Here is a 20,576-nt window from a genome sequence, read left to right as displayed (position 1 = left end):
CTCGTTACCAAGAATGCCGTTTCGGATGGAGATCATCTTTGCGTCTAGATGAGTAGCATTAGCTACACTGTAAGAAAGCGACTTCTTGTCGCACCATAAGTTTGATTATAGGAAGTAGACTTTTCAATCCATCACTAATCGTTCGTAAAACTAAATGTATTTTAAAGAACGTTTGTAAATTGTTTTTTAATTTAAACGAACGTAAAAATCGATAAATTTTTTATACATACTCAAAGTCCGTAAAGGTATACTTTATTGAACCCTTTTTCGATTGATAGCTTTATTCTTTTGTATAATTTACATAATAGCTAAAGGAGTGGTTATTTGAGAAAAAAAACACACGAACAATTTGTTAAAGAAGTTTACGAGAAAATGGGTAGTGATTATCTAGTCAAAGGTAAGTATGTAGATTCAAAGACTAAACTGGAAGTAAAGCATCTTAAATGTGGTCATGAATACATGGTTCAACCTTCAAAAATTGTTAACGTAGGTCGAGGCTGTCCAAAGTGTAATTATGGTGGAAGTGCCAAGATGACACAGGAAGAGTTTGAGGGAAAGGTTTTTAATTTAGTTGGAAATGAATATAAGGTTTTAGGTGAGTATAAAGGTTCTTCTGTGCATATTAGAATGAGACATAATAAATGCGAAAATGAATATGTCGTAGCACCAACCAAATTCCTATGCGGAAAAAGGTGTCCTAAGTGTAAAGGTGGAGTAAGGTCCAATATAGACGAATTTGTTAATAGAGTCTATGGCCTAGTTAAAGATGAATATGAAGTTTTGGGTGAATATATAAATGCACGTACTAAAATTGAGATTAAACATAATGAATGCGGGCAGAATTTCTCTATGACGCCAGAATGCTTCATAAGGGGACAAAGATGTTCAGCTTGTAATATAAATTCCTTGAAAACTAACGAAGAATTTCTAGAAGATGTTTATAATTTGGTTAAAAAAGAATATAGCGTTATGGGAACGTATAAAGGTATTTACACGAAAATTAAAATGAGACATAACAAGTGTGGTCATAATTATCTAGTTTCCCCTAGCGATTTTCAACGGGGAAGAAGATGCCCAAATTGTTTTCAGAACAAAAAAAAGACTAGTGACTTATTTAAGAAGCAAGTTTTTGATTTGGTTGAAAATGAATATGAAGTAATTGAGGAGTATATTTCTACTAATAGTAAAATAAAAATGAAGCATAATAAATGTGGTTTTGAGTATAAAGTTAAACCTGCACATTTCTTATATAGTGGTAGTAGATGCCCAAGGTGTATTTTCTCTAAAGGGGAACGCACCATAGAAAATTGGTTAGAAACCAATAATATTGAATATGAGACCCAGTATAAATTTGATGATTGTAAGCATAAATTGAAATTACCTTTTGATTTTGCGATTTTTAGACATAATGAATTAATAATGCTTGTTGAGTACGATGGTAAACAGCACTACAAGCCCATAAAGCGCTTTGGTGGTGAGGAAGGATTTAAATTGGTACAAGAGAGAGATAATGTGAAAAATAAATACTGCTTACAAAATAACATTCCACTTCTTAGAATACCATATTGGGAATTTGATAATATTAATAAATTATTAAGAAAGGCAATTCAATCTTACTGTTCTATGCAAGCAAATGGGACAAAGTAAAAGGAGCTAATTAGCTCCTTTTACTTTGTCTTAGATTGAATTTAATGCACCATTATTACTTGTTTTGAGTACATTCTCAGTGGGCTGTGGTTTTGGTTACGGCTCTTTATTATGTAATCTAGCTACAGAGTCAAAAATTAATGAAGCTTGATGTATTTTTCTCTATATGATTCCCTTATCGTTTCCCTTGATTAATATATTCCTCTGGAGACATATTCAAAGTTTTACTTCTTATCATACCCCACTACACCCTCTACTTCCCTTTTAAGAAATTATGGGATTCACGATAATTCAACAAAATATCCATAAATATCTAACGTCAATATGTTTTCAATAAGATAATCAAATATAAAAAAACAAAATCAACGCATTATATATAAAGTAGTAAATATATAAACTAACTAATAAAAATAATTGTTTTATCATTTACTCTACATGACGACAAATACGCAGTTTTTCTACAAAGTGTGTAATAGATAAAACAATTTTTAATAAAATACGGTGACTATTACTTTTATTAATAACATTAATTTGATTCTATACAGGAAGTGTTGTGCTTATAAGAAATATAAAAACGACCAATACGATTATTGGTCGTTTTTTATTTTTCATTCTCAACATCATAACATTTTTGTTATATGCATTATAAAAAATACGCATTTTATTTATAAAAAAACCTAATGTACCATAGAAGAGAATTAAGTTTCAAGAAATTAACCGGAGGTAATTAGTATGGTCAATCGTAATAAATTGTTTCTATTTGCACTTATACTAGCTGCATTTAACCTTAGGCCAGGTCTAACTTCAGTTAGCCCGGTCTTGCATGGAATAACGAAGGATCTAGGTATGAGTTCTACTTTAGCTAGTTTGCTCACTTCCATTCCTTTGTTATGTTTTGGTTTTTGTTCGTTATTTTCTGGTCGTTTAGCAAATCGCTATCAACCAGAAAAGATCATTACTTTCGCTATAACTTGCATAGGTATTGCAACGTTTCTAAGGGCCTTTACAAATTCCTCAACTTACCTGTTAATAACAGCTTTATTAATTGGTGCAGGAATTGGTGTTGTAAGCCCCTTGCTTTCTGGTTTCATTAAAAGTCATTTTCCAGACAAGGCAGCATCGATGATAGGCATATACTCTACTTCAATGGTAGTGGGCGCATCTATTTCTATTGGGCTAACGACACCACTTCAACACTGGTTCAATAATTCATGGAAAAATGGATTAGCATTTTGGAGTATTCTTGCTCTACTCGCTATTCCACTTTGGCTTATGGTAATAAAACAATCCCGTATTCCTGTAAGTAATTTTTCACAAAAGACGAAGGCTTCTTTACCATTAAAAAACAAAAAAGCCTGGCTATTAACTTCTTTTGTAGGGATTGTAACTCTTCTATTTTATTGTTTTGCAGCATGGCTACCAGCCATTGTAGAGGAAAAAGGGTGGACACCAGCATTTGGTGGTCTTGTAGGTACAATTGCTATGATTTCACAGCTACCAGCTACTCTTTTATTACCTAGTCTTTTAAAAGTGCTACCGAGCAGAAGGTTTTGGATTACAACCTTTACCTTAAGTATAATAATTGGTTTATCCCTTTTATGTTTTACAAACGTAACACCTATTGTTTCAAGTATATGTTTAGGAGTTGGTGCCGGTGGTCTTGTGTCGCTAACTTTGTTGTTACCATTAGATATGGCATCTTCCCCTCTAGAAGCAAGTACTTGGTCAGCAATGACTCAAGCAATTGGATATATGATTGGTGCAGTCGGCCCATTTATAATTGGATTTCTGCATGATTATCTAGGAAGTTTCGTTCCGACATTATATCTTCTTATAATTATAGGATTCATTGCCATCTTATTAGGGTGGAAAATCACCAAACCAGCTAAAGGTAAAGCAGAGGGCTTACCTGTGAAATAAAAACCACGAAGTAAATCGTGGTTTTTATTTTAGCTTTTAAAAAAGCTAAACAACTTTCAAAGTATAGAATGATATTACTGTGTGCAGGAGAAGGTTTAGCCACATGAATACATTTGGTCAGATAAATAGTAGCGATTATATAGAATCACACATGGGTACCGCCTACTAATAAAGACTTATATTACTCGATTATTAGCTTAAAACATATTTTTCACATTTCTGAGGTGACGTTATGGATTTACATGATTTAACAGGACATCTTATTCATCGAACAGATGTAAGAGCAATGAATTATTTCAAGAAAAAGCTCAAACCTTATGGCATGACTCCAGTACGATGGAGCATCATTAGTGTTCTAGATTCTCAAAAAGGGATCACCCAAACAGAACTAGCAGAAGCAATTGATAAGAAACAAACAACTATTGTAGAAATGATTTATGCGATGGAGGAAAAAGGACTCTTAAAAAGAATATACAGTAAACGAGATCGTCGCTTACACTATCTATTTCTTACAGAAAAGGGGGAAGAGTTAAAGAAAATTCTTTCACCTTTAGTTGAAGACGCTCACCTCTTCATCACGCGTCAATTAAGTAATGAAGAAAATACTCAACTAAAGACATTGTTAAACAAGGTATATAACGGTATACAATAAGCCGTGTTACTGAATATTCCTTATAAAGAGAAACCTTTTTTATAAGCATTCAATAAATACTCTTCCTAGCCACTACCATTCATAAATAGTAGAAATAAAAAAGACGGCCACTTTTTGAATCAAACAGCTGTCTTTTTTATATGCACTAAATAGCAACACATGTTTATTTAAGTACTATTTAAGCATCTTCTTGAGCAAAAAGGGTACGAGCTGTTTGGATAAAAGCATCTGTCGCTTTGGATATATCTTTCATATCTAGCACTGCTATATTGATATCTCTATATGTATCTGGTTTTAACTCACGAACAACAACTTGGTCTGGCAACCACCAAATATTTTGTTTTGTTGTAATGGTAATTCCTAACCCTTCTTGTATCATACTTAATCCTGTCTCTATATAATCCATCTCAAACCGTACTTTAGGAGTCAAGTTATACTCGTTGAATAGAGCATGAATCTGTACCTCATAACCGCATTTTCCAATTAGTATATCTTCATCTTGTAGGTCAGGAATACTTATTGTTTCTTTCTGAGATAAAGGATGGCTTGAGTGCATAAGTACAATCAGTTGATCTTTAATTAAAGGTAAGGTATCAAAATCTTTATCAGGAGGAATGATAATTCCTACATCAATGCATCTGGAACGTAACCACTCTTTTACTTGATCTACACTACCTTCCGAAAGCTTGATTTCTATACCAGGATACTGACTTTCCATTGCACGTATGATCTTAGGAATAAACCTAGTACAAGCAGTTCGGTAAGCGCCAATGTGTACCTTTCCAATTTCTAACCCCTGTTCAGCCACAATTAATTCATCTACTTTTTGTAATTCACTCAGGATTGTTCTAAAAGTAATTAATATTCTCTCTCCTACATCTGTAAAAGATATTCCATTCTTCTTATCTCTTTTAATTAACTTCGTTCCTAATTCCGATTCAATTGTTGCAACGGTACGACTTACCGCAGGTTGTGTCATATGTAGCTCTTCACCGGCTTTTGTAAAACTTCCTGTTTCTGATATCCGGACAATAAGTTCAATTTGTGATTTGTTCATATCAATTTTGTTATCTCCTATATAATTAATATGCATTTCATTTGTATTAGAATCCAATGTATCATGAAAGAGAATTAAACTTCAAGAAATTAACCGAAGATAATTAGGATTAGCGATTGTAATAAATTATTTTCATTTGTGCTTATAGTACTGTTTTGAGGATTTTATTTTTAAAGTGCAGTTGGCTTTAGCAATACTATATAATCATCCATCAGGAAAATGAGATCTCTATAGTATACTTGCAACTATAATTTTAGCTTGTACTCATATGGGGTATCTAATTCATTCAGAAAAAGGGGTACTAACAATGGAGGATAACTCGAAGTTACAGCAGGCGACAAAAATATATAAAGCACTCGGTGAACCGACCCGATTAAAGATTGCTCGTTTGCTTGCTAATGAAGCAAATTTATGTTGTTCGGATATTGGGACAAAACTTGAATCAATTGCTGGATCAACTTTATCCCATCATTTAAAACAATTAACTGATTGCGGACTTCTGAGTACTTATAAAGAAGGCACATATATATACTACAGCCTAGACCGTGAGTTAATTGGAAAGTATGCTCCATATGTAATGGAGTAATTTCTCTTAGTTCTATATTTCTATACTTAAGGAAATATAGAACTAAGAGGTATGATTTTTCTTGTCTGGATTATGGCTAAATTGCTTGATAGGTATCCTCATCTAAATTCTGAGTATATCCATTACTAGTACTTTAGATAAAAAGGCTAAAGCAAATCATCTATCGTTATTATAAGCGCGTTAAATTCATGTTGTGTCACCTTTATAAAACATTTCTGAAGAAATTGTAAAGGTCCCTTTGTCTACGTGCAAAAATCAGCTCTTTACAGCTAATTTTTCAAACGCTCGGTTAATGTATGAACTTAAATCTATATTTCTAGAAATATCAAAATATAAAACAAAAGGAGAATGAATAATGGCAATTAAGCCTGTTGATTTAAAGAAAGCATACCGTTTATTACAAGTAGGTCCAACAACCATGATTTCTGCTAAACACGATGGGATAGAAAATGTAATGGCAGCCGCTTGGGTCGGTCTGGTGGGAAATAATAAAGTGATGGCGTTTATCGGCAAACAAGCTTTCACACGTGAACTCGTTGAAAAGAGTGGTTATTTTGTAGTACATGTTCCAACTGTTAAACAAATGGAAACTGTCTTGTATGTTGGTGAGCACAGCTCTAAAGAAATAGACAATAAACTTGATAAGATCTCACTATTTTACCAAGAAGAGTTTGATTTACCACTAGTTGAAGGTTCCGCTGGCTGGCTAGTATGCAAGGTTCTTCCAAATTCTGAAAATGAACAAGAACATGATCTTTTCATGGGTGAAATTGTTGGTGCTTGGAGTGATGATCGAGTATTCAACAACGGACATTGGATTTTTGATGATGCTCCTGATGAATTGCGTACAATACACTATGTTGCTGGGGGTCAATTCTATGCTATTGGAAAAGGTACTAAATTTAATCACGGACCTGGTACAGACTAAATAAATCGGTAAAGAAAACTCTCACAGTCTCATTTTGGTTAGATGAAATGGCCAAAGAGGAAATGCTTTTGAGGATGGACTGAGTCTTAAGAACAAGTAAAAATCAGCCTTACAAAAAAAGTGGCCTTTCTCTAACGAGAAAGGCCGCCCATATTGTTTACTTATTTTGTTCGAGAGTTACATTTTCAACTACCACAGCTTTTTCAGAACCTGTAACTGAATTGGAACTTGTTCCTGTCTCCATTGTAAAGGCCAGTATAACAACGGCTGTCAAAGCAAGTCCTCCAACAGCATAAGCAGCGTAACGCTTTAAGCTCTTTACAGTTAATTTTTCAAACGCTCGGTTAATTTGCAAGATGTCAGTAGAGTATAAAAAGTCAGCTTCTTAATTCATGGTTAATGCCTGCATCATAGAAAAATTGTTAATACTGCTTTTTGATTAATTTTCTTTTAAATGATACCCTTTGAACTCGTAACCGTACACGCTCGTCAACTCTACAAAGCTCTTATAGGAATAAGTGATAGCAACCGGTGTGCCTACTTGGACTTTATCATAAAGCTTTTCGATGTCTGCATTATGCATTCTTACGCACCCTTGACTCACATATTTTCCAATGCTACTTTCATTGTTATTGCCGTGAATACCGTATGTATCACCATACGTACCGTTTGCATTTAATCCTAACCACCTTTTTCCTATATGTCCTGTATAGTAAGGACGGTTTTTAATTTTGTTTACCACTTTAAAGAAGCCAACAGGTGTTTTATCCCATGTTTTTCCCGTTGCTACTGGATCAAACATTTCAATATAGCCATTGTGAAAATAGGCAAGCTTGTTGTAGTACTTGTTAATAATATCAAATCTTGATTCGTAGGCTTGCTTGCTGCTTCTGTTTTCACCTGATTTACTCCACATAATGCGACCATTAATAAGGTAAGAACGGTCATTGATTTCATAAAAATATTCTTCATAAAAACTCTCCTCTTTTTTATATTTTTATAAGAAACAAAAAAGCACCTTTCAATTAGAAAGATGCTTTCTCGTCACCATCATTTATAAATAAAACCCTAGTTAATCGATTATTTTTTAAGTGAGGCTTTTCTTCTATTATGATTTTTGGTTATTTAAGCTTGAAAATAGTCCGTTTAGTTCTAACGATTGTAGGAGAAAATGTGTTAAAATATTCCGAAAAAAGGAGTGGTGAACCATGGAAAAAGTAGTAAAAGCGATTCAAGACGAGTATCCGGATGATTTTGCATGGTGTTACGGCTGCGGCCGATTAAATCAAGAAGGCTATCATTTTCGGACAGGGTGGTTAGAAGAAAAAACCATTACCCTTTATACACCTAAGCCTGAACATACAGCCATACCAGGATTTGTTTATGGCGGACTTCTTGCATCACTGATTGACTGCCATGGAACAGGCTCTGCATCTCTTGCTCTATATCGTAAAAATGGCTACGAAATAGGAGATTCAGCAGAGCCGCCGCGATTTGTTACCGGTTCTCTCCACGTAGATTTTAAAAAACCAACGCCGCAGGGTGAAGTACTAAAAGCAATAGGAACGGTTGAAGAAATTCACCCGAAGAAATGGAGAGTTAAAACAGAAGTATACGCGAGTGACATCATTGTTGCGACCGGAGAAGTTGTGGCAGTTGTTATGCCAAGTACGTTTAAACGCAAAGAAGACTAAAAAATGCAAAACAGTTACATAAAAAGGGAGGAAAAGGTATGGGTAAATGTAATTTAGACCACTCGGTAGAAGATGTACAGCAGAAGTTTAACTCGCAGTCACAATGGCTGCCAGAAGATATTCGCTCGTTATTTCATGAGTTTCTCGTACGAAATCCTTCGCAAACAACATTAAACGAGATGTTTCACTTGCTGAAGAAATATGATTTGGTTGATGAACAAGAAAGAAAAGAGCGAGATCGAAAAATCAAATGGCTGATATTAAATAAAGAAGATACGAAGGTTTAATTTTTTAAGTGACATAGATTTAGCCAGGTGAAGTTATTTGAAACATGTACAAAAAGAGGATGGAACACGAATGTTTTAGTTAAAGGAAGGTCCGAACAATGTATCATTCGGATCTTTCCATTGTTTTAGTTATGTCTCAATCTCTTTTTATAGATTAGAAATAATCTAGGATAATGATAAAACTACCACCACTTAAACCCGTCGTCTTCTAATAAATGATTTGAAGCTGCTGGTCCCATCGTACCCGCAGGATAAAAATGAAGAGGAAAGCGTTCATCATTAAAAACTTCTAAAATAGGTTGCACCCATTTCCAAGATAATTCAACTTCTTCCCAATGAGCAAAAAATGTGGATTCTCCCTGTAAAGCATCAAATAACAGCAGTTCATAAGCCTCGGGTACTTCTTTTTGATTTGTTGAGAAATTGATAAAAATAGGTTCGATTTTATTATCATTCAAAGGGTTTTTGCTGTTTAATTGCAGTGATATACCTTCATTTGGGCTGATTTCGACAACCAAAAGGTTGGGAATAACTTCTTCGTCTGTATGAACATTTTTTAAAGGATGTTTAAATTCAATGACGATACGCGTGCATTTTTTACTCATTCTTTTTCCTGTGCGAAGATAGAAAGGAACTCCTTTCCAAAGCTCATGATCAATCCATACCCGGACTGCTATAAATGTATCATTAACGGAAGCTGCATTGATGCCGGGCTCATCTTTATATCCTATAACGGAACGATTTTGGATTTTTCCCGCTTCGTATTGACCTCTTATGACGTTCGAATGGATAAACTCTTTTTGTAGAGGGCGAAGGCTTTTCATAATTTTTATCTTTTGTTGGCGAGTTTTTGCAATGTTAAGTGTCTTTGGCAGCTGCATGGCAGTCATCATCAGCATTTGAAGCATATGGTTTTGGAACATATCCCTAATTGCACCGGACTGATCATAGTAATGCGCTCTTTCTTCTACACCAACTGTTTCACTAGCTGTAATTTGAACATTTGCAACGTAGTGATGATTCCATAGTGCTTGTAAAATAGGGTTTGCAGATGCTAGAGCCTCCAAATTTTGAATCATTGGTTTTCCCAGATAGTGGTCGATACGATAAATCTCTTCTTCATTGAACGTTTCAGTAAGCTTTTGATTTAACACTTGAGCAGATTGTAAATCGTGTCCGAAAGGCTTTTCGATGATAAGGCGTTTCCAGCCTTTTGTAGATCCCAATCCGCCGCTATTTATATTTGAAGCAATAACGTCTACAAATGCAGGAGCCACTGATAAATAGAAAAGACGATTTTCAGGAATATTTAATTCTGCTTCGCCTTCTTGAATAGCATGCAGCAACTGGTCATATCCATCACTATTGGTAACATCCATTTTATGATAGCGAACTGTCTTAAGAAATTCTTTTATCTTGGATTCACCTTGTCTAAAGCGCCTTGAAAAAGTCTTTACTGATTCTTCTACATATATTTGAAAGGCATCATCAGACCAGTTGCTTCTATCCGTACCAACAATAGAAAAGGAAGAAGGAAGCTTTTTATCTAAAAATAAATTATATAACGCAGGAAAAATTTTTCTTTTAGCTAAATCTCCTGTTGCTCCAAATAAGATAAAGGTCATGGAATCCACTTCTAACGCTTGTGGTGAATGAGACTTGAGACAATTATCACGTGAACGAGCTACACTGCCCAATTGATCTCCTCCTTTATTTTAACGGTCTATTGCAGTGAATATAGTCTGTTACCACCTTTACAGATTACAGTATAGCAGGTACAATTTTCCTTTATAAGTAGACACTTTATTTTCATATAGTGTCTAAAACTATACTATTACGCATAAAAAGGGAGGAAAAAGGATTGAGCAGACTTTTTAGCAAAACGTTTAACTGTGAAAAGGAATTAACGTTAACGATTATTGGAGGCAAGTGGAAAATGCTGATTATGTGGCACCTAGGAAAAGAAGGGACGAAACGATTTGGGGAGTTAAAGTCCATGATGCCGGGAATTACTCAGCGAATGTTAGTAAGTCAGCTGCGAGAATTGGAAGAAGATCAAATCGTTCACCGAAAAGTCTATCCGGTTGTCCCTCCAAAAGTTGAATATTCCTTGACTGAACATGGGAGAAGCTTAATGCCCATCCTTGAGAGCATGGATGAGTGGGGAAAAAATTATATGGAAACCGTTATAGAGCCTGAAATGAATAATTCCAGCCATATGGGTTAAAATCTTTTGGTAAGAAGGATAAAACCACTCTTATTATTCAGAATTTTCTAAAATAAATACAAATGATACGCTGCATTGAAGCGTCCATAGTATATTTTTAGTGACTATATGTTTTAAAAGTGCCTACTTTTTTTTTGAAAGTAACGGTTTTACAATGAATTCATGCTAGACAACCCCATTTAATGAAGGAGTGAAGTAAGTATGGAACTTCAATTAGCATTGGATCTTGTAAATATTTCAGAGGCAAAAGAAGTAGTGCAGGAGGTTCAAGAGTATATCGATATTGTAGAAATTGGAACTCCAGTTGTAATTAACGAAGGGCTAAAAGCAGTCAAAGAAATCAAGGAAGCCTTTCCGTCTTTAAAGGTATTAGCTGATTTGAAAATTATGGATGCAGGTGCTTACGAAGTAATGAAAGCTTCTGAAGCGGGTGCTAGTATTATTACGATTCTTGGCGCTACTGATGATTCGACTATAAAAGGCGCTGTAGAAGAGGCCAAAAAACAAGGAACACAAATTCTTGTTGATATGATTAATGTAAAAAACCTTGAGCAACGTGCACAAGAAGTCGATGCACTCGGTGTTGACTATATTTGTGTACACACAGGGTATGATCTTCAAGCTGAAGGAGAAACCCCGTTCGAGCAGCTTCAAACGATTAAACGAGTTGTGAAAAATGCAAAAACAGCGGTGGCAGGAGGCATTAAACTGAATACACTTCCTGAAGTCGTGCAGTCACAGCCGGATCTTGTGATTGTAGGCGGGGGGATTACAAGTGAAAAAGACAAAAGAAACGTTGCAGAAGAAATGAAAAAAGTAGTCAAACAAGCAACTTTGGTCTAAAAATAAGCAAAAGTATTTAAGCCTTCAAAATTAATTAATCGGTAAATGGTTTAAAAAGAAGATAGCTAAGTTATTTTAGCTATCTTCTTTCCGTCATTTTTAGTATAACCATTCATTGATAAGTGTCATTTTGACAGATAGATAGTTTCTTTAAAATTCGTTATTCGAAAGAAAAAGACGGCAGTTTTTCTGGTATTTTAAAGTTAAGAAAGCGTTATCCGAACATTAGCGGAAGAAAGTCTAAAAAAATCTATGTCACATCTTTTAACAAAATACTTTGAAAATTATGAATATTAAAAATATAATTAACTATCGACAATATTTAACATCTTCAAACCAAAAAAGGAGGGAGATATAAAGTGATGGAACATAAGAGGATAGTAGTGATAGGAGCTGGAATTGTCGGGTGCAGCATTGCCTACTATTTAAGTAAAATGGGGCAAAGAAACATAACAGTGATTGAGCAAGGCCCTTTGTTCGAAACGGGAGGATCTACTTCTCACGCTCCGGGGCTTGTATTTCAGCTTAGCTTTTCAAAAATCCTGACAACACTAGCTTCTCAAACAGTCGAGACCTTTAAAGAGTTGAGTACAGATGAACAGCGCTCGTTTTATCCTGTTGGCAGTTTAGAAGTTGCCCGTACACCAGAGCGATTAGAAGACCTAAAGAGAAAGGCTGGTGTTGCCAGCTCATGGGGAATCGAAGTTTTTCTTCTTTCACCGCAGGAATGCGCGGAAAAAAATTCGTTGATTTGTCCTGATCGTATTTGCGGAGGTCTCTATGTTCCTTCAGACGGTATTGCCAAACCTTTGCATGCCGTTGATAAAATGACTCGTTTTTCTAAAGAGTGCGGAGTAGAATTTTACGGTCATACAGAAGTGACGAATATCGAAGTGACAAATGGTCAAGTAAAAGCAGTATACACGAGCGCTGGAAAATTTGAAGCAGATGTAATCGTGTGCTGTGCCGGATTTTGGGGACCTCGCATCGGAGAAATGGTCGGTGTAACGATTCCTCTTCAGCCGATGGCTCATCAATATGTGTTTACAAATGATTTACTTGAATTAAACGGAGAAACGGAAGAAGTCGCGACTCCTCTTATTCGAGATCAGGATAACGCAATTTATTTTCGTCAGGTAGACAAAGGGCTTGGGATTGGATCATATCAGCATGAGCCGTTTCCAGTCGAACTCAGTGACATTACAAAATACGGAGAAACAAAAGAAATGCCTTCTGTTAAACCTTTTACACCAAAAGATTTTGAAAAACCGTGGGAAGATGCATTGGAATTAATTCCGGCATTAAAACAGCCAGGAATAAAAAAAGGAATGAACGGCATTTTTTCCTTTACACCTGATGGAATGCCGCTGCTTGGCGAATCACAAGCAGTAGGGGGATTTTGGGTAGCCGAAGCCATATGGGTAACGCACTCTGCAGGTGTCGCTAGGCAAATGGCTGAATGGATGATGAATGGTGCACCGACTGTGGACTTGGAGCTATGCGATATTAATCGTTTCGATACGTATGCATGCAGCCCTGTTTATTACAAACAGCGGTCTATTGAAGAATATGAAGAGGTTTATAGCATTCATCATCCATTTATGCAGCGAAAAGTATCGCGAAACATGCGCGTAAGTCCATTTTATATGCGTCAGCAAGAACTAAAAGCGTATTTTAACGAAAAAGCAGGTTGGGAGCAGCCGCAGTGGTATGAAGCTAACTATCCGCTTATATCCACATATGAAAAGAGGATGGTAATAAGAAAGGGGTGGTCGGCTGAATATTGGTCACCGATTATCGAAGCTGAACAGTTGCATACTCGTCAGTACGCGGCGATTTACGATACAACGGCAACAAAGAAAAGGTTGGAAATTAAAGGGGAAGGAGCTCTCCAGTTTTTACAGAAGCTAACGACAGGAAATATAGACATTACAGTAGGTCAAAGCATACGTACGTGTATGTTGCATGAGCGAGGCGGCATAAAAGATCAAATAACGGTTATTCGCAAAAATATATCCACTTTCTTGATTGTTTGTACGGGAGCTGTAGAAGCAAGCTGGATTCAAAAACACGTGCCTCAAAACGGTCAAGTTGTTTTTCAAGATGTAACGTCAGGGACATGCAGTATAGCATTAATTGGTCCTAAAGCTACAGGAGTAATGAAGTCCGTGGTTCAACGCTCAGAACTTAGCAGCACTTGGATTCAAGGGCAAGCGAAAACCCTGTTTATTGAAAAGAGTTCAGTTCTTGCTCTGCGTGATTCCTACGGGGGAATGGAGAGCTGGGAGTTGATTACAACTTCTGATCAAGGCCTGAATTTATGGGATTTATTAATTGAACAAGGACAGCCTTATCAGCTGATTGCCGCGGGAGACCGAGCTCTTGAAAACCTTCGAATTGAATCTTTTTCGTTAAAAAGCGGGAAAGACTTTTGGAGCCAGCATCATCCATATGAAGTTAACCTTCATGAAATGGTTGATTTAACAAAACCAGTTTTTATTGGAAAAGAGGCATTGCTTGATCGTCAGCGAAAAGATTCTGAAACAGTATTAGCGACGCTCATATTAGATGATCCTTCAGCGATAGTAATGGGATATGAACCGGTCTTTTATGGAGAAACAGCCCTCGGATTTGTGACAAGTGCTGGCTATTCATACAGCTTAGGAAAAGGAATTGTACACACTTTATTATCTCAAGCTGTACATGAAGAAATGGTTTTAGAAGTTGAATACTTTGGTCAGCGTTATAAAGCAACAATGATGACACACTCCCCAGCGGTAGTTTAATTGATCAATCGAAAGACAGGAGGAATGCAGATGTCAACACATTATGATGTCATTATTATCGGATTAGGAGCTATGGGGAGTACGGCTGCTTATCAGCTCGCCAAAAAAGGTCAGCGGGTATTGGGGTTAGAACAGTTCGGTCCCGCTCATGACCTAGGATCGAGTCACGGAGGTTCTAGAATCATTCGACAGTCGTATTTTGAAGACCCTGCTTACGTTCCATTATTGCTTCGCGCCTACGAATTATGGAATGAAATTGAAAGAGAAAGCGGTCAAGAAATTCTTACGGTTACCGGTGGACTTATGATGGGACCTCCTGATAGCTTGACGGTTTCTGGAAGCATCGAAAGCTCTAAACAGTGGAATCTTGCGTATGAGATTCTAGAAGCAAAGGATATTTACAAACGGTTTCCGGCGTTTACACCTTCACTTGCTACGGTTGCTCTATATGAAGAAAGAGCTGGATTCGTTAGGCCGGAAGCGAGCGTATATACTCACCTTCTTCAAGCAGAAAAGTACGGAGCTGAGCTTCATTTTTTTGAGGAAGTGGTGTCGTGGGAAGCTCATCCTTCTGGTGAAGGCGTGCGCGTTGTAACAGCTAATGGAATATATGAAGCTGGAAAAATCATTATTTCTGCAGGCGCTTGGGCACCTGATTTATTACGGGATTTGGGTGTTAGCTTACAAGTAGAGCGTCATGTGCAAATGTTTTTTGAACCAACACAAGGAATAGATATTTTTTCAGTGGGAAAACAGCCGATTTATATTTGGGAAGCAGATGATTATGTACAGTTGTATGGTTTCCCTTCTTTTGGATTAAAGGCTGAAGGAGCAAAAGTGGCGTTTTTTCGAAAAGGAACAGCTTGTACGCCGGAAACGATTGATCGAAATATATATGAAGACGAAGTGAACATGATGCGGCACTATCTAGCTCAAGGTATTCCACAGCTTAACGGTCGATTTTTACAAGGGAAAACGTGCATGTATACCAATACACCAGACGAACATTTTGTCATTTCACTGCATCCTGAATATCCTCAAGTAACGATTGCAGCTGGATTTTCTGGACATGGTTTTAAGTTTGCAAGCGTAGTAGGAGAGATTTTAGCAGATTTAGTGATAGAGGGAAAAACTAATCACCCAATTGATTTGTTTACTCCGCAGCGATTTGCGGCGAATAAAATAGTATAAATCGTCGTCAGCTCTTGCGAATGGTTCTATTTAAATGTTTCTAAAGAAGCGAAGGAGGAATAGTAGATGGTTATGGAACATGGTTTAGTGAATGATAATGGGAGACTTGAGCCCACGTTGAAAGGAGAGCTGTATACATCTTCGGACATTTTTAAGTTAGAAAAAGATCATATATTTTCTAAATCATGGAGTTTAGTTGCATTTGAATACGAAATAGCAGAGCCGGGACAATATATTACGACGAGAGTTGAGGGCGAAAATATTTTAATTACTAGAGGAAAAGATCACGTGCTGCGTGGATTCTTGAACGTATGTCGGCATCGAGGAGCTAAGCTGTGCAGCCAAGCATCCGGTAAAGTAGGTGTTATTCGCTGTCCATATCATTCGTGGAGCTATAGCTTAGATGGTGATTTAGTAGGTGTTCCTAACACAAGCCACTGTCGAGAAGAACTCGTGCATAATGAAAATTACGGACTAACATCCGTTCACATTGAAGTGTGGCACGGTATGGTTTGGGTTAATTTATCTGACAATCCTATGTCTGTTGAATATCAGCTAGACGCACAAATTTTTGATCGTTTTGGAGAACTTTATACGTTTGCTAGATATGAAATTCAAAACTTGAAATCCGCTCATCGTGAAGAATATGAAGTCGAGGCAAACTGGAAGCTTATTGTAGAAAACTTTCAAGAGTGTTATCACTGTTCCTCTATTCATCCTGAACTTACGGCAACGCTGCCTGAATTTCGTTCGGGAGTCGGTACTCAAAGTTCCGTGGGGGGCGGGGCTAAGTTTGGGAATGAATTAGAAGCTTTTTCAATCAGCGGGAAAGGAAGCCGTCCTATGCTAAAAGGATTGCTTCCTGAAGATGACCGCACGTATTTTGGCATTACCGTTCTGCCGCTTGTATTTATCAATTTAACACCGGATCACGTTATTATTCATCGTATTATTCCAATTAGTGCGGAAAAGTCTAAAGTGATTTGTGAATGGTTATTCGACCCGGAAGAAATGGCTAAGCCTGATTTTGACCCAAAAGATGCCGTGGAATTATTTCACCGCGTTAATTTACAAGACTTTGAAGCGTGTGAGTGGTGTCAAGAAAATATGAGCTCAAAATCTTATAAAGAAGGAGGTATTTTAGTACCTATCGAACAGCACGTTTCTCATTTTTACAATTATGTATTGGAAGCAATCGGTATGAAGGTCGAATAGTAAGTAGAAGTGGTCTGATACGTTACCTTAAGGTGTCAGACCACCTCTAACAATCTACTTTAAAATAAGGGGGAAATAAATTGAGTACAAGCTCTAAACTAACAGAACCCATTATCCGCGTTACCGATGTTTCAAAAGTATTTGGTCGCCAAAAAGAACAGGCTCTTAAGCTGAGAGAGTCTGGACAAAGTAAATATGAAGTCGAACAAGCTACGAAGACAACTGTTGCTATTTACAATGCTCATTTCGAAGTAAAAAAGGGAGAAACCTTTGTGTTAATTGGATTATCAGGAAGCGGGAAATCTACTTTACTTCGATGCTTGAACGGACTTGTAGAACCGACAGAAGGGGCGGTATATCTAGAAAACACAGATATTTCTCATATGTCAAAAAGACAGCTTCAAGAAGTCCGGAGAAATAAAATTGGGATGGTCTTTCAAAATGTGGGCCTCCTTCCAAACCGCACCGTGATTGACAACATTACGTTCGGTCTAGAGATACAAGGTGTATCAGCAAGCGAAAGGGAAAAGCGAGGGAAAGAGGCGCTTGAAATGGTGGGATTAAATGGACAAGCTTATAAAAGAATTTATGAATTATCAGGAGGTATGCAGCAGAGGGTTGGATTAGCGAGAGCTCTTGCTTCTGAACAGGAGATTTTGCTAATGGATGAGCCTTTTTCGGCGTTAGACCCTCTTATTCGAAGAGATATGCAAAAGCTATTTCTTGATATTCAAGGAGAAGTACAAAAAACAGTTATCTTTGTAACGCATGATTTAGATGAAGCATTAACTTTAGGGCACCGAGCTGCCGTAATGAAAGACGGAGAGATTGTACAGCTTGGAACCGCTGAAGATATTTTAAGTCAACCGGCAACCGATTATGTAAAACTGCTTGTTCAAGACGTTAATTACGGCAAAATTCGCCTTGCTAAAGACGCGGTGGTTCCGGTAGAAACGGCTGCCTATGAGTATGAATCACCGCAAGTCGTATTAAGAAGAATGAGAACCAATCATTTATCTACTATTTTTGTTCTTGATAGTGCTGACCGCTTGTTGGGCTTAATGAGCATTTATACGGTGATGGAGCTGATAGAAGCTCATAAGCATGATTTAAAAGGAAAAGAAATGACACAGCCGCATTGTGTTAATCCGGATATGTCTTTACAAGAAATGATTCCTTTATTTACAGACAGTCATTCGCCTGTAGTCATTGTTGATAATCATCATCGCCTACAAGGTATGATTTCCCCAAGCACCCTTATTGCAAATCTCACTGAACGTACTGCAGTAACCGAGCAACAAGAAGTTAAGTCATATCAAATGGAGGTCCGATAAATATGATGGTAAATTCCGCGACGATTCCTCGTATCCCTTTAGATAAATGGGCAAATTCATTTGTTGATTACATGATTGATAGTTTTTCAGGTGTATTTACTGGAATCAACCAGGTAATGACCAGCTTAATAAGCAGTCTCGAATGGGTACTGACCGCTTCTCCTCCTCTAGTAACGGTCGTTGTTTTTGTTCTATTAGCGCTATGGTTAACAGATTGGAAGATAGCTGTATTTACGTGTTTTGGTTTACTTCTTATTATTAGCTTGAATTTATGGGAAGCATCGATGCTGACCTTATCTCTCGTTTTAGCTTCTACTATTATCTCACTTTTATTCGGCGTTCCTTTAGGTATATTATCGCACCGCTTTAACAAAGTTGGAGCAGTGATAAAGCCGATTCTTGATATTATGCAAACAATGCCTGCTTTTGTTTATTTAATTCCGTCCGTACTTTTATTTGGATTAGGGAATGTTACAGCTCTTATTGCTACTTTTATTTTCGCAATGCCGCCTGCCGTTCGCCTGACGCTCCTTGGACTTCAGCAAGTTCCTCAAACCACTTTAGAAGCGGCAGAAGCTTTTGGAGCGACGGAATGGCAAAAATTAATTAAAGTCCAGCTGCCGCTCGCTTTGCCTATGATTATGTCGGGTGTAAACCAGGTTATTATGCTATCTCTTTCGATGGTTGTTATTTCTTCAATGGTCGGTGCAGGGGGCTTGGGTGCTGAGGTATTAAGAAGCATCAGTATGTTGGATGTAGGCTTAGGGTTTATCGGTGGGATTGCGGTTGTCATTATTGCCGTTATTTTAGATCGTCTGACGCACCTTTCTACTCAAAAAAGAGAAGGTATTCAATCAAGCAAATAAAATGAATAAAGGTGGGAGTATATGAAACAATCAAAAAAAGTTCTTTTTATTATGCTAACAATCATCATTATGCTGCTTGTCTCCGCATGTGGCAATAGCAATACGGCAAGCAGCACCACGACTAAAAAAGAAATTACAATTGGATACATACCATGGGACGAAGCCGTAGCTGTTACGTTTCTATGGAAGGAATTATTAGAGGAAAAAGGTTATAAAGTTAAAGCAGTTCAAAGCGACGTAGCTCCGCTTTTCTCAGGAGTTGCTCAAGGAAACATTGATTTATTTTTGGATGTATGGATGCCGACCACCCATAGTTCTTATATGAAAAGATTTGGAAAACAAGTTGATGTGCTCGGTACTTGGTATGATCAAGCAGATAGCGGATTGGCCGTTCCCGACTACGTAGACGCGCAGTCACTAGCTGATTTAAAAAATAAGAAAGATAAGTTTAACGGAAAGATTATTAGTATTGAACCAGGATCTGGAATAAACGGTCTTACTAAAGATCATGCGATGCCAAGCTATGGGTTAACAGACTGGAATTTAATAGAAAGCAGCACAGCCGCCATGTTATCGGAATTAGATAAAGCCATTGCTAATAAAGAACCCATTGTTGTTACGTTATGGCGCCCGCACTGGGCTTTTGAAAAGTATAATCTCAGATACTTAAAAGATCCCAAAAATACGATGAATCCAACTGGACCTGAAAAAATACAGTCGATTAGCAAAAAGGCATTTAAAGAAGATTATCCAGAAGCAGCAAAGTGGCTGAAAGATTTTTCTATTAGTGCCGATCAACTAGCATCTTTAGAATCAGAAATTAACAGTGCAAAAGACGAAACAAAAGGTGTAAAAAACTGGATTTCTAAAAATAAAAAAGTGACGGAAAGCTGGGTGAAATAATAGAAGGAAAAGAAAAGGCTGTCTCATAAGTGAAGCTATTGACTTAGAGACGGTTTTTTTGTGGGAGAACTTTTTATCTGCAGCTTTTCTAACGGATTAAGGTCGGTAAAAGCTCAATAAATGAAAGTTTTTTAACCTGATATGTAAATTAAAAAAATATATTTAAATTAAAAAAAGTGGCATTGCTTTCTATTATCCAAGTACAATTTAAATAATGAATGCTTTATGTTTCGCATGTAAGTATTTATTTATACCTATGTTGTCATAATTTATGTGATTCCCTAAAGCATAAATTACTTTTCATTACCTTATTGTGTACAAAAATATTGTAAGATAGGCTCATGCTTTCAACAGCATGGGCCTATTTTTATAGACAGCTTGAAAATAGATATTTGTAAACTGGAAAATTAATCTTTCCCTCTTGTACAATAAATATTCTT

Annotated in this window: 18 protein-coding genes; 15 read left to right on the top strand and 3 right to left on the bottom strand. The window is 36.9% G+C overall.

Translation table 11 applies throughout. The features are described 5' to 3' along the window. The first annotated feature begins 324 nt into the window (after nt 1-324). The 3 genes from MMB68_RS25625 (at nt 325) to MMB68_RS25615 (ending at nt 4,219) form a co-directional block, all read left to right on the top strand. Nucleotides 325-1,647: a hypothetical protein gene (locus MMB68_RS25625; protein ID WP_277549542.1), complete on the top strand. Its 1,323-nt coding sequence runs from the start codon at nt 325-327 to the stop codon at nt 1,645-1,647. 732 nt (nt 1,648-2,379) lie between these two features. After that, nucleotides 2,380-3,567: an MFS transporter gene (locus MMB68_RS25620; protein ID WP_277549541.1), complete on the top strand. Its 1,188-nt coding sequence runs from the start codon at nt 2,380-2,382 to the stop codon at nt 3,565-3,567. Between the two features lie 232 nt (nt 3,568-3,799). After that, a complete protein-coding gene (locus MMB68_RS25615) occupies nt 3,800-4,219 on the top strand; it encodes a MarR family winged helix-turn-helix transcriptional regulator (protein WP_028408085.1) in 420 nt (139 codons plus the stop codon). 178 nt (nt 4,220-4,397) lie between these two features. Here the strand turns inward: MMB68_RS25615 and MMB68_RS25610 are convergent, their stop codons facing one another. Further along, nucleotides 4,398-5,276, bottom strand: a complete 879-nt coding sequence (locus tag MMB68_RS25610) for a LysR family transcriptional regulator (protein WP_221786037.1) — start codon at nt 5,274-5,276, stop codon at nt 4,398-4,400. A gap of 307 nt (nt 5,277-5,583) precedes the next feature. Here MMB68_RS25610 and MMB68_RS25605 point away from each other — a divergent pair, with 307 nt between their 5' ends. Together MMB68_RS25605 and MMB68_RS25600 are read left to right on the top strand one after the other, a co-directional pair. Further along, entirely contained in the window at nt 5,584-5,862 is a 279-nt protein-coding gene (locus MMB68_RS25605) for an ArsR/SmtB family transcription factor (protein WP_025753557.1), read from the top strand. 355 nt (nt 5,863-6,217) lie between these two features. Beyond that, a complete protein-coding gene (locus tag MMB68_RS25600; RefSeq protein WP_025753556.1) occupies nt 6,218-6,790 on the top strand; it encodes a flavin reductase family protein in 573 nt (190 codons plus the stop codon). Nucleotides 6,791-7,229: 439 nt separating this feature from the next. On the opposite strand, the gene MMB68_RS25595 is transcribed toward MMB68_RS25600, so the two are convergent. Then, the gene (locus MMB68_RS25595) at nt 7,230-7,706 is read right to left on the bottom strand and encodes a L,D-transpeptidase (RefSeq protein ID WP_277549540.1); all 477 of its coding nucleotides are present in this window, start codon (nt 7,704-7,706) and stop codon (nt 7,230-7,232) included. 292 nt (nt 7,707-7,998) lie between these two features. Between MMB68_RS25595 and MMB68_RS25590 the strand changes: the two genes are divergently transcribed. Together MMB68_RS25590 and MMB68_RS25585 are read left to right on the top strand one after the other, a co-directional pair. Next, complete coding sequence (locus tag MMB68_RS25590) at nt 7,999-8,484, top strand: PaaI family thioesterase (RefSeq protein ID WP_057241907.1); 486 nt, start codon at nt 7,999-8,001, stop codon at nt 8,482-8,484. 38 nt (nt 8,485-8,522) lie between these two features. Continuing rightward, nucleotides 8,523-8,771 (top strand): group-specific protein, encoded by a 249-nt coding sequence (locus MMB68_RS25585; RefSeq protein ID WP_221786035.1) that lies wholly within the window; start codon nt 8,523-8,525, stop codon nt 8,769-8,771. A 182-nt stretch (nt 8,772-8,953) separates the two neighbouring features. Here the strand turns inward: MMB68_RS25585 and zwf are convergent, their stop codons facing one another. After that, nucleotides 8,954-10,468 carry a glucose-6-phosphate dehydrogenase gene (gene zwf / locus MMB68_RS25580; protein ID WP_277549539.1) on the bottom strand — a complete coding sequence of 505 codons (1,515 nt, stop codon included), beginning with the start codon at nt 10,466-10,468 and terminating at the stop codon, nt 8,954-8,956. Between the two features lie 164 nt (nt 10,469-10,632). On the opposite strand from zwf, the gene hxlR reads away from it, so the two are divergent. The 8 genes from hxlR (at nt 10,633) to MMB68_RS25540 (ending at nt 20,136) form a co-directional block, all read left to right on the top strand. Then, nucleotides 10,633-10,998, top strand: coding sequence for a transcriptional activator HxlR (hxlR, locus tag MMB68_RS25575; protein ID WP_013056244.1), 366 nt, complete (start codon nt 10,633-10,635; stop codon nt 10,996-10,998). A 201-nt stretch (nt 10,999-11,199) separates the two neighbouring features. Continuing rightward, complete coding sequence (gene hxlA, locus MMB68_RS25570; RefSeq protein ID WP_269871054.1) at nt 11,200-11,841, top strand: 3-hexulose-6-phosphate synthase; 642 nt, start codon at nt 11,200-11,202, stop codon at nt 11,839-11,841. A 362-nt stretch (nt 11,842-12,203) separates the two neighbouring features. After that, the gene (locus tag MMB68_RS25565; RefSeq protein ID WP_269871072.1) at nt 12,204-14,627 is read left to right on the top strand and encodes a GcvT family protein; all 2,424 of its coding nucleotides are present in this window, start codon (nt 12,204-12,206) and stop codon (nt 14,625-14,627) included. A gap of 30 nt (nt 14,628-14,657) precedes the next feature. Beyond that, nucleotides 14,658-15,818 (top strand): N-methyl-L-tryptophan oxidase, encoded by a 1,161-nt coding sequence (gene solA, locus MMB68_RS25560; protein WP_269871053.1) that lies wholly within the window; start codon nt 14,658-14,660, stop codon nt 15,816-15,818. Between the two features lie 66 nt (nt 15,819-15,884). Continuing rightward, nucleotides 15,885-17,033 (top strand): aromatic ring-hydroxylating oxygenase subunit alpha, encoded by a 1,149-nt coding sequence (locus MMB68_RS25555; protein ID WP_269871052.1) that lies wholly within the window; start codon nt 15,885-15,887, stop codon nt 17,031-17,033. A gap of 80 nt (nt 17,034-17,113) precedes the next feature. Beyond that, the gene (locus MMB68_RS25550; RefSeq protein ID WP_221786030.1) at nt 17,114-18,367 is read left to right on the top strand and encodes a quaternary amine ABC transporter ATP-binding protein; all 1,254 of its coding nucleotides are present in this window, start codon (nt 17,114-17,116) and stop codon (nt 18,365-18,367) included. Nucleotides 18,368-18,369: 2 nt separating this feature from the next. Further along, nucleotides 18,370-19,233, top strand: coding sequence for an ABC transporter permease (locus tag MMB68_RS25545; protein WP_221786029.1), 864 nt, complete (start codon nt 18,370-18,372; stop codon nt 19,231-19,233). A gap of 21 nt (nt 19,234-19,254) precedes the next feature. After that, complete coding sequence (locus MMB68_RS25540; RefSeq protein ID WP_269871051.1) at nt 19,255-20,136, top strand: glycine betaine ABC transporter substrate-binding protein; 882 nt, start codon at nt 19,255-19,257, stop codon at nt 20,134-20,136. Nucleotides 20,137-20,576 lie beyond the last annotated feature (440 nt).

The sequence above is a fragment of the Priestia sp. Y58 genome, assembly GCF_029522095.1.
Taxonomy (GTDB): domain Bacteria; phylum Bacillota; class Bacilli; order Bacillales; family Bacillaceae_H; genus Priestia; species Priestia megaterium_E.
The sequence above is the reverse complement of the archived record's forward strand: the minus strand, read 5'-3'. Positions and strand labels throughout refer to the sequence as shown.

Excerpts from the sequence above, each read along its gene's own strand:
- MMB68_RS25620 (WP_277549541.1), top strand. The coding sequence starts at position 2,380 with ATGGTCAATCGTAATAAATTGTTTCTATTTGCACTTATACTAGCTGCA.
- MMB68_RS25615 (WP_028408085.1), top strand. The coding sequence starts at position 3,800 with ATGGATTTACATGATTTAACAGGACATCTTATTCATCGAACAGATGTA.
- MMB68_RS25610 (WP_221786037.1), bottom strand. The coding sequence starts at position 5,276 with ATGAACAAATCACAAATTGAACTTATTGTCCGGATATCAGAAACAGGA.
- MMB68_RS25605 (WP_025753557.1), top strand. The coding sequence starts at position 5,584 with ATGGAGGATAACTCGAAGTTACAGCAGGCGACAAAAATATATAAAGCA.
- MMB68_RS25600 (WP_025753556.1), top strand. The coding sequence starts at position 6,218 with ATGGCAATTAAGCCTGTTGATTTAAAGAAAGCATACCGTTTATTACAA.
- MMB68_RS25595 (WP_277549540.1), bottom strand. The coding sequence starts at position 7,706 with ATGTGGAGTAAATCAGGTGAAAACAGAAGCAGCAAGCAAGCCTACGAA.
- MMB68_RS25590 (WP_057241907.1), top strand. The coding sequence starts at position 7,999 with ATGGAAAAAGTAGTAAAAGCGATTCAAGACGAGTATCCGGATGATTTT.
- MMB68_RS25585 (WP_221786035.1), top strand. The coding sequence starts at position 8,523 with ATGGGTAAATGTAATTTAGACCACTCGGTAGAAGATGTACAGCAGAAG.
- hxlA (WP_269871054.1), top strand. The coding sequence starts at position 11,200 with ATGGAACTTCAATTAGCATTGGATCTTGTAAATATTTCAGAGGCAAAA.
- MMB68_RS25565 (WP_269871072.1), top strand. The coding sequence starts at position 12,204 with ATGGAACATAAGAGGATAGTAGTGATAGGAGCTGGAATTGTCGGGTGC.
- solA (WP_269871053.1), top strand. The coding sequence starts at position 14,658 with ATGTCAACACATTATGATGTCATTATTATCGGATTAGGAGCTATGGGG.
- MMB68_RS25555 (WP_269871052.1), top strand. The coding sequence starts at position 15,885 with ATGGTTATGGAACATGGTTTAGTGAATGATAATGGGAGACTTGAGCCC.
- MMB68_RS25545 (WP_221786029.1), top strand. The coding sequence starts at position 18,370 with ATGATGGTAAATTCCGCGACGATTCCTCGTATCCCTTTAGATAAATGG.
- MMB68_RS25540 (WP_269871051.1), top strand. The coding sequence starts at position 19,255 with ATGAAACAATCAAAAAAAGTTCTTTTTATTATGCTAACAATCATCATT.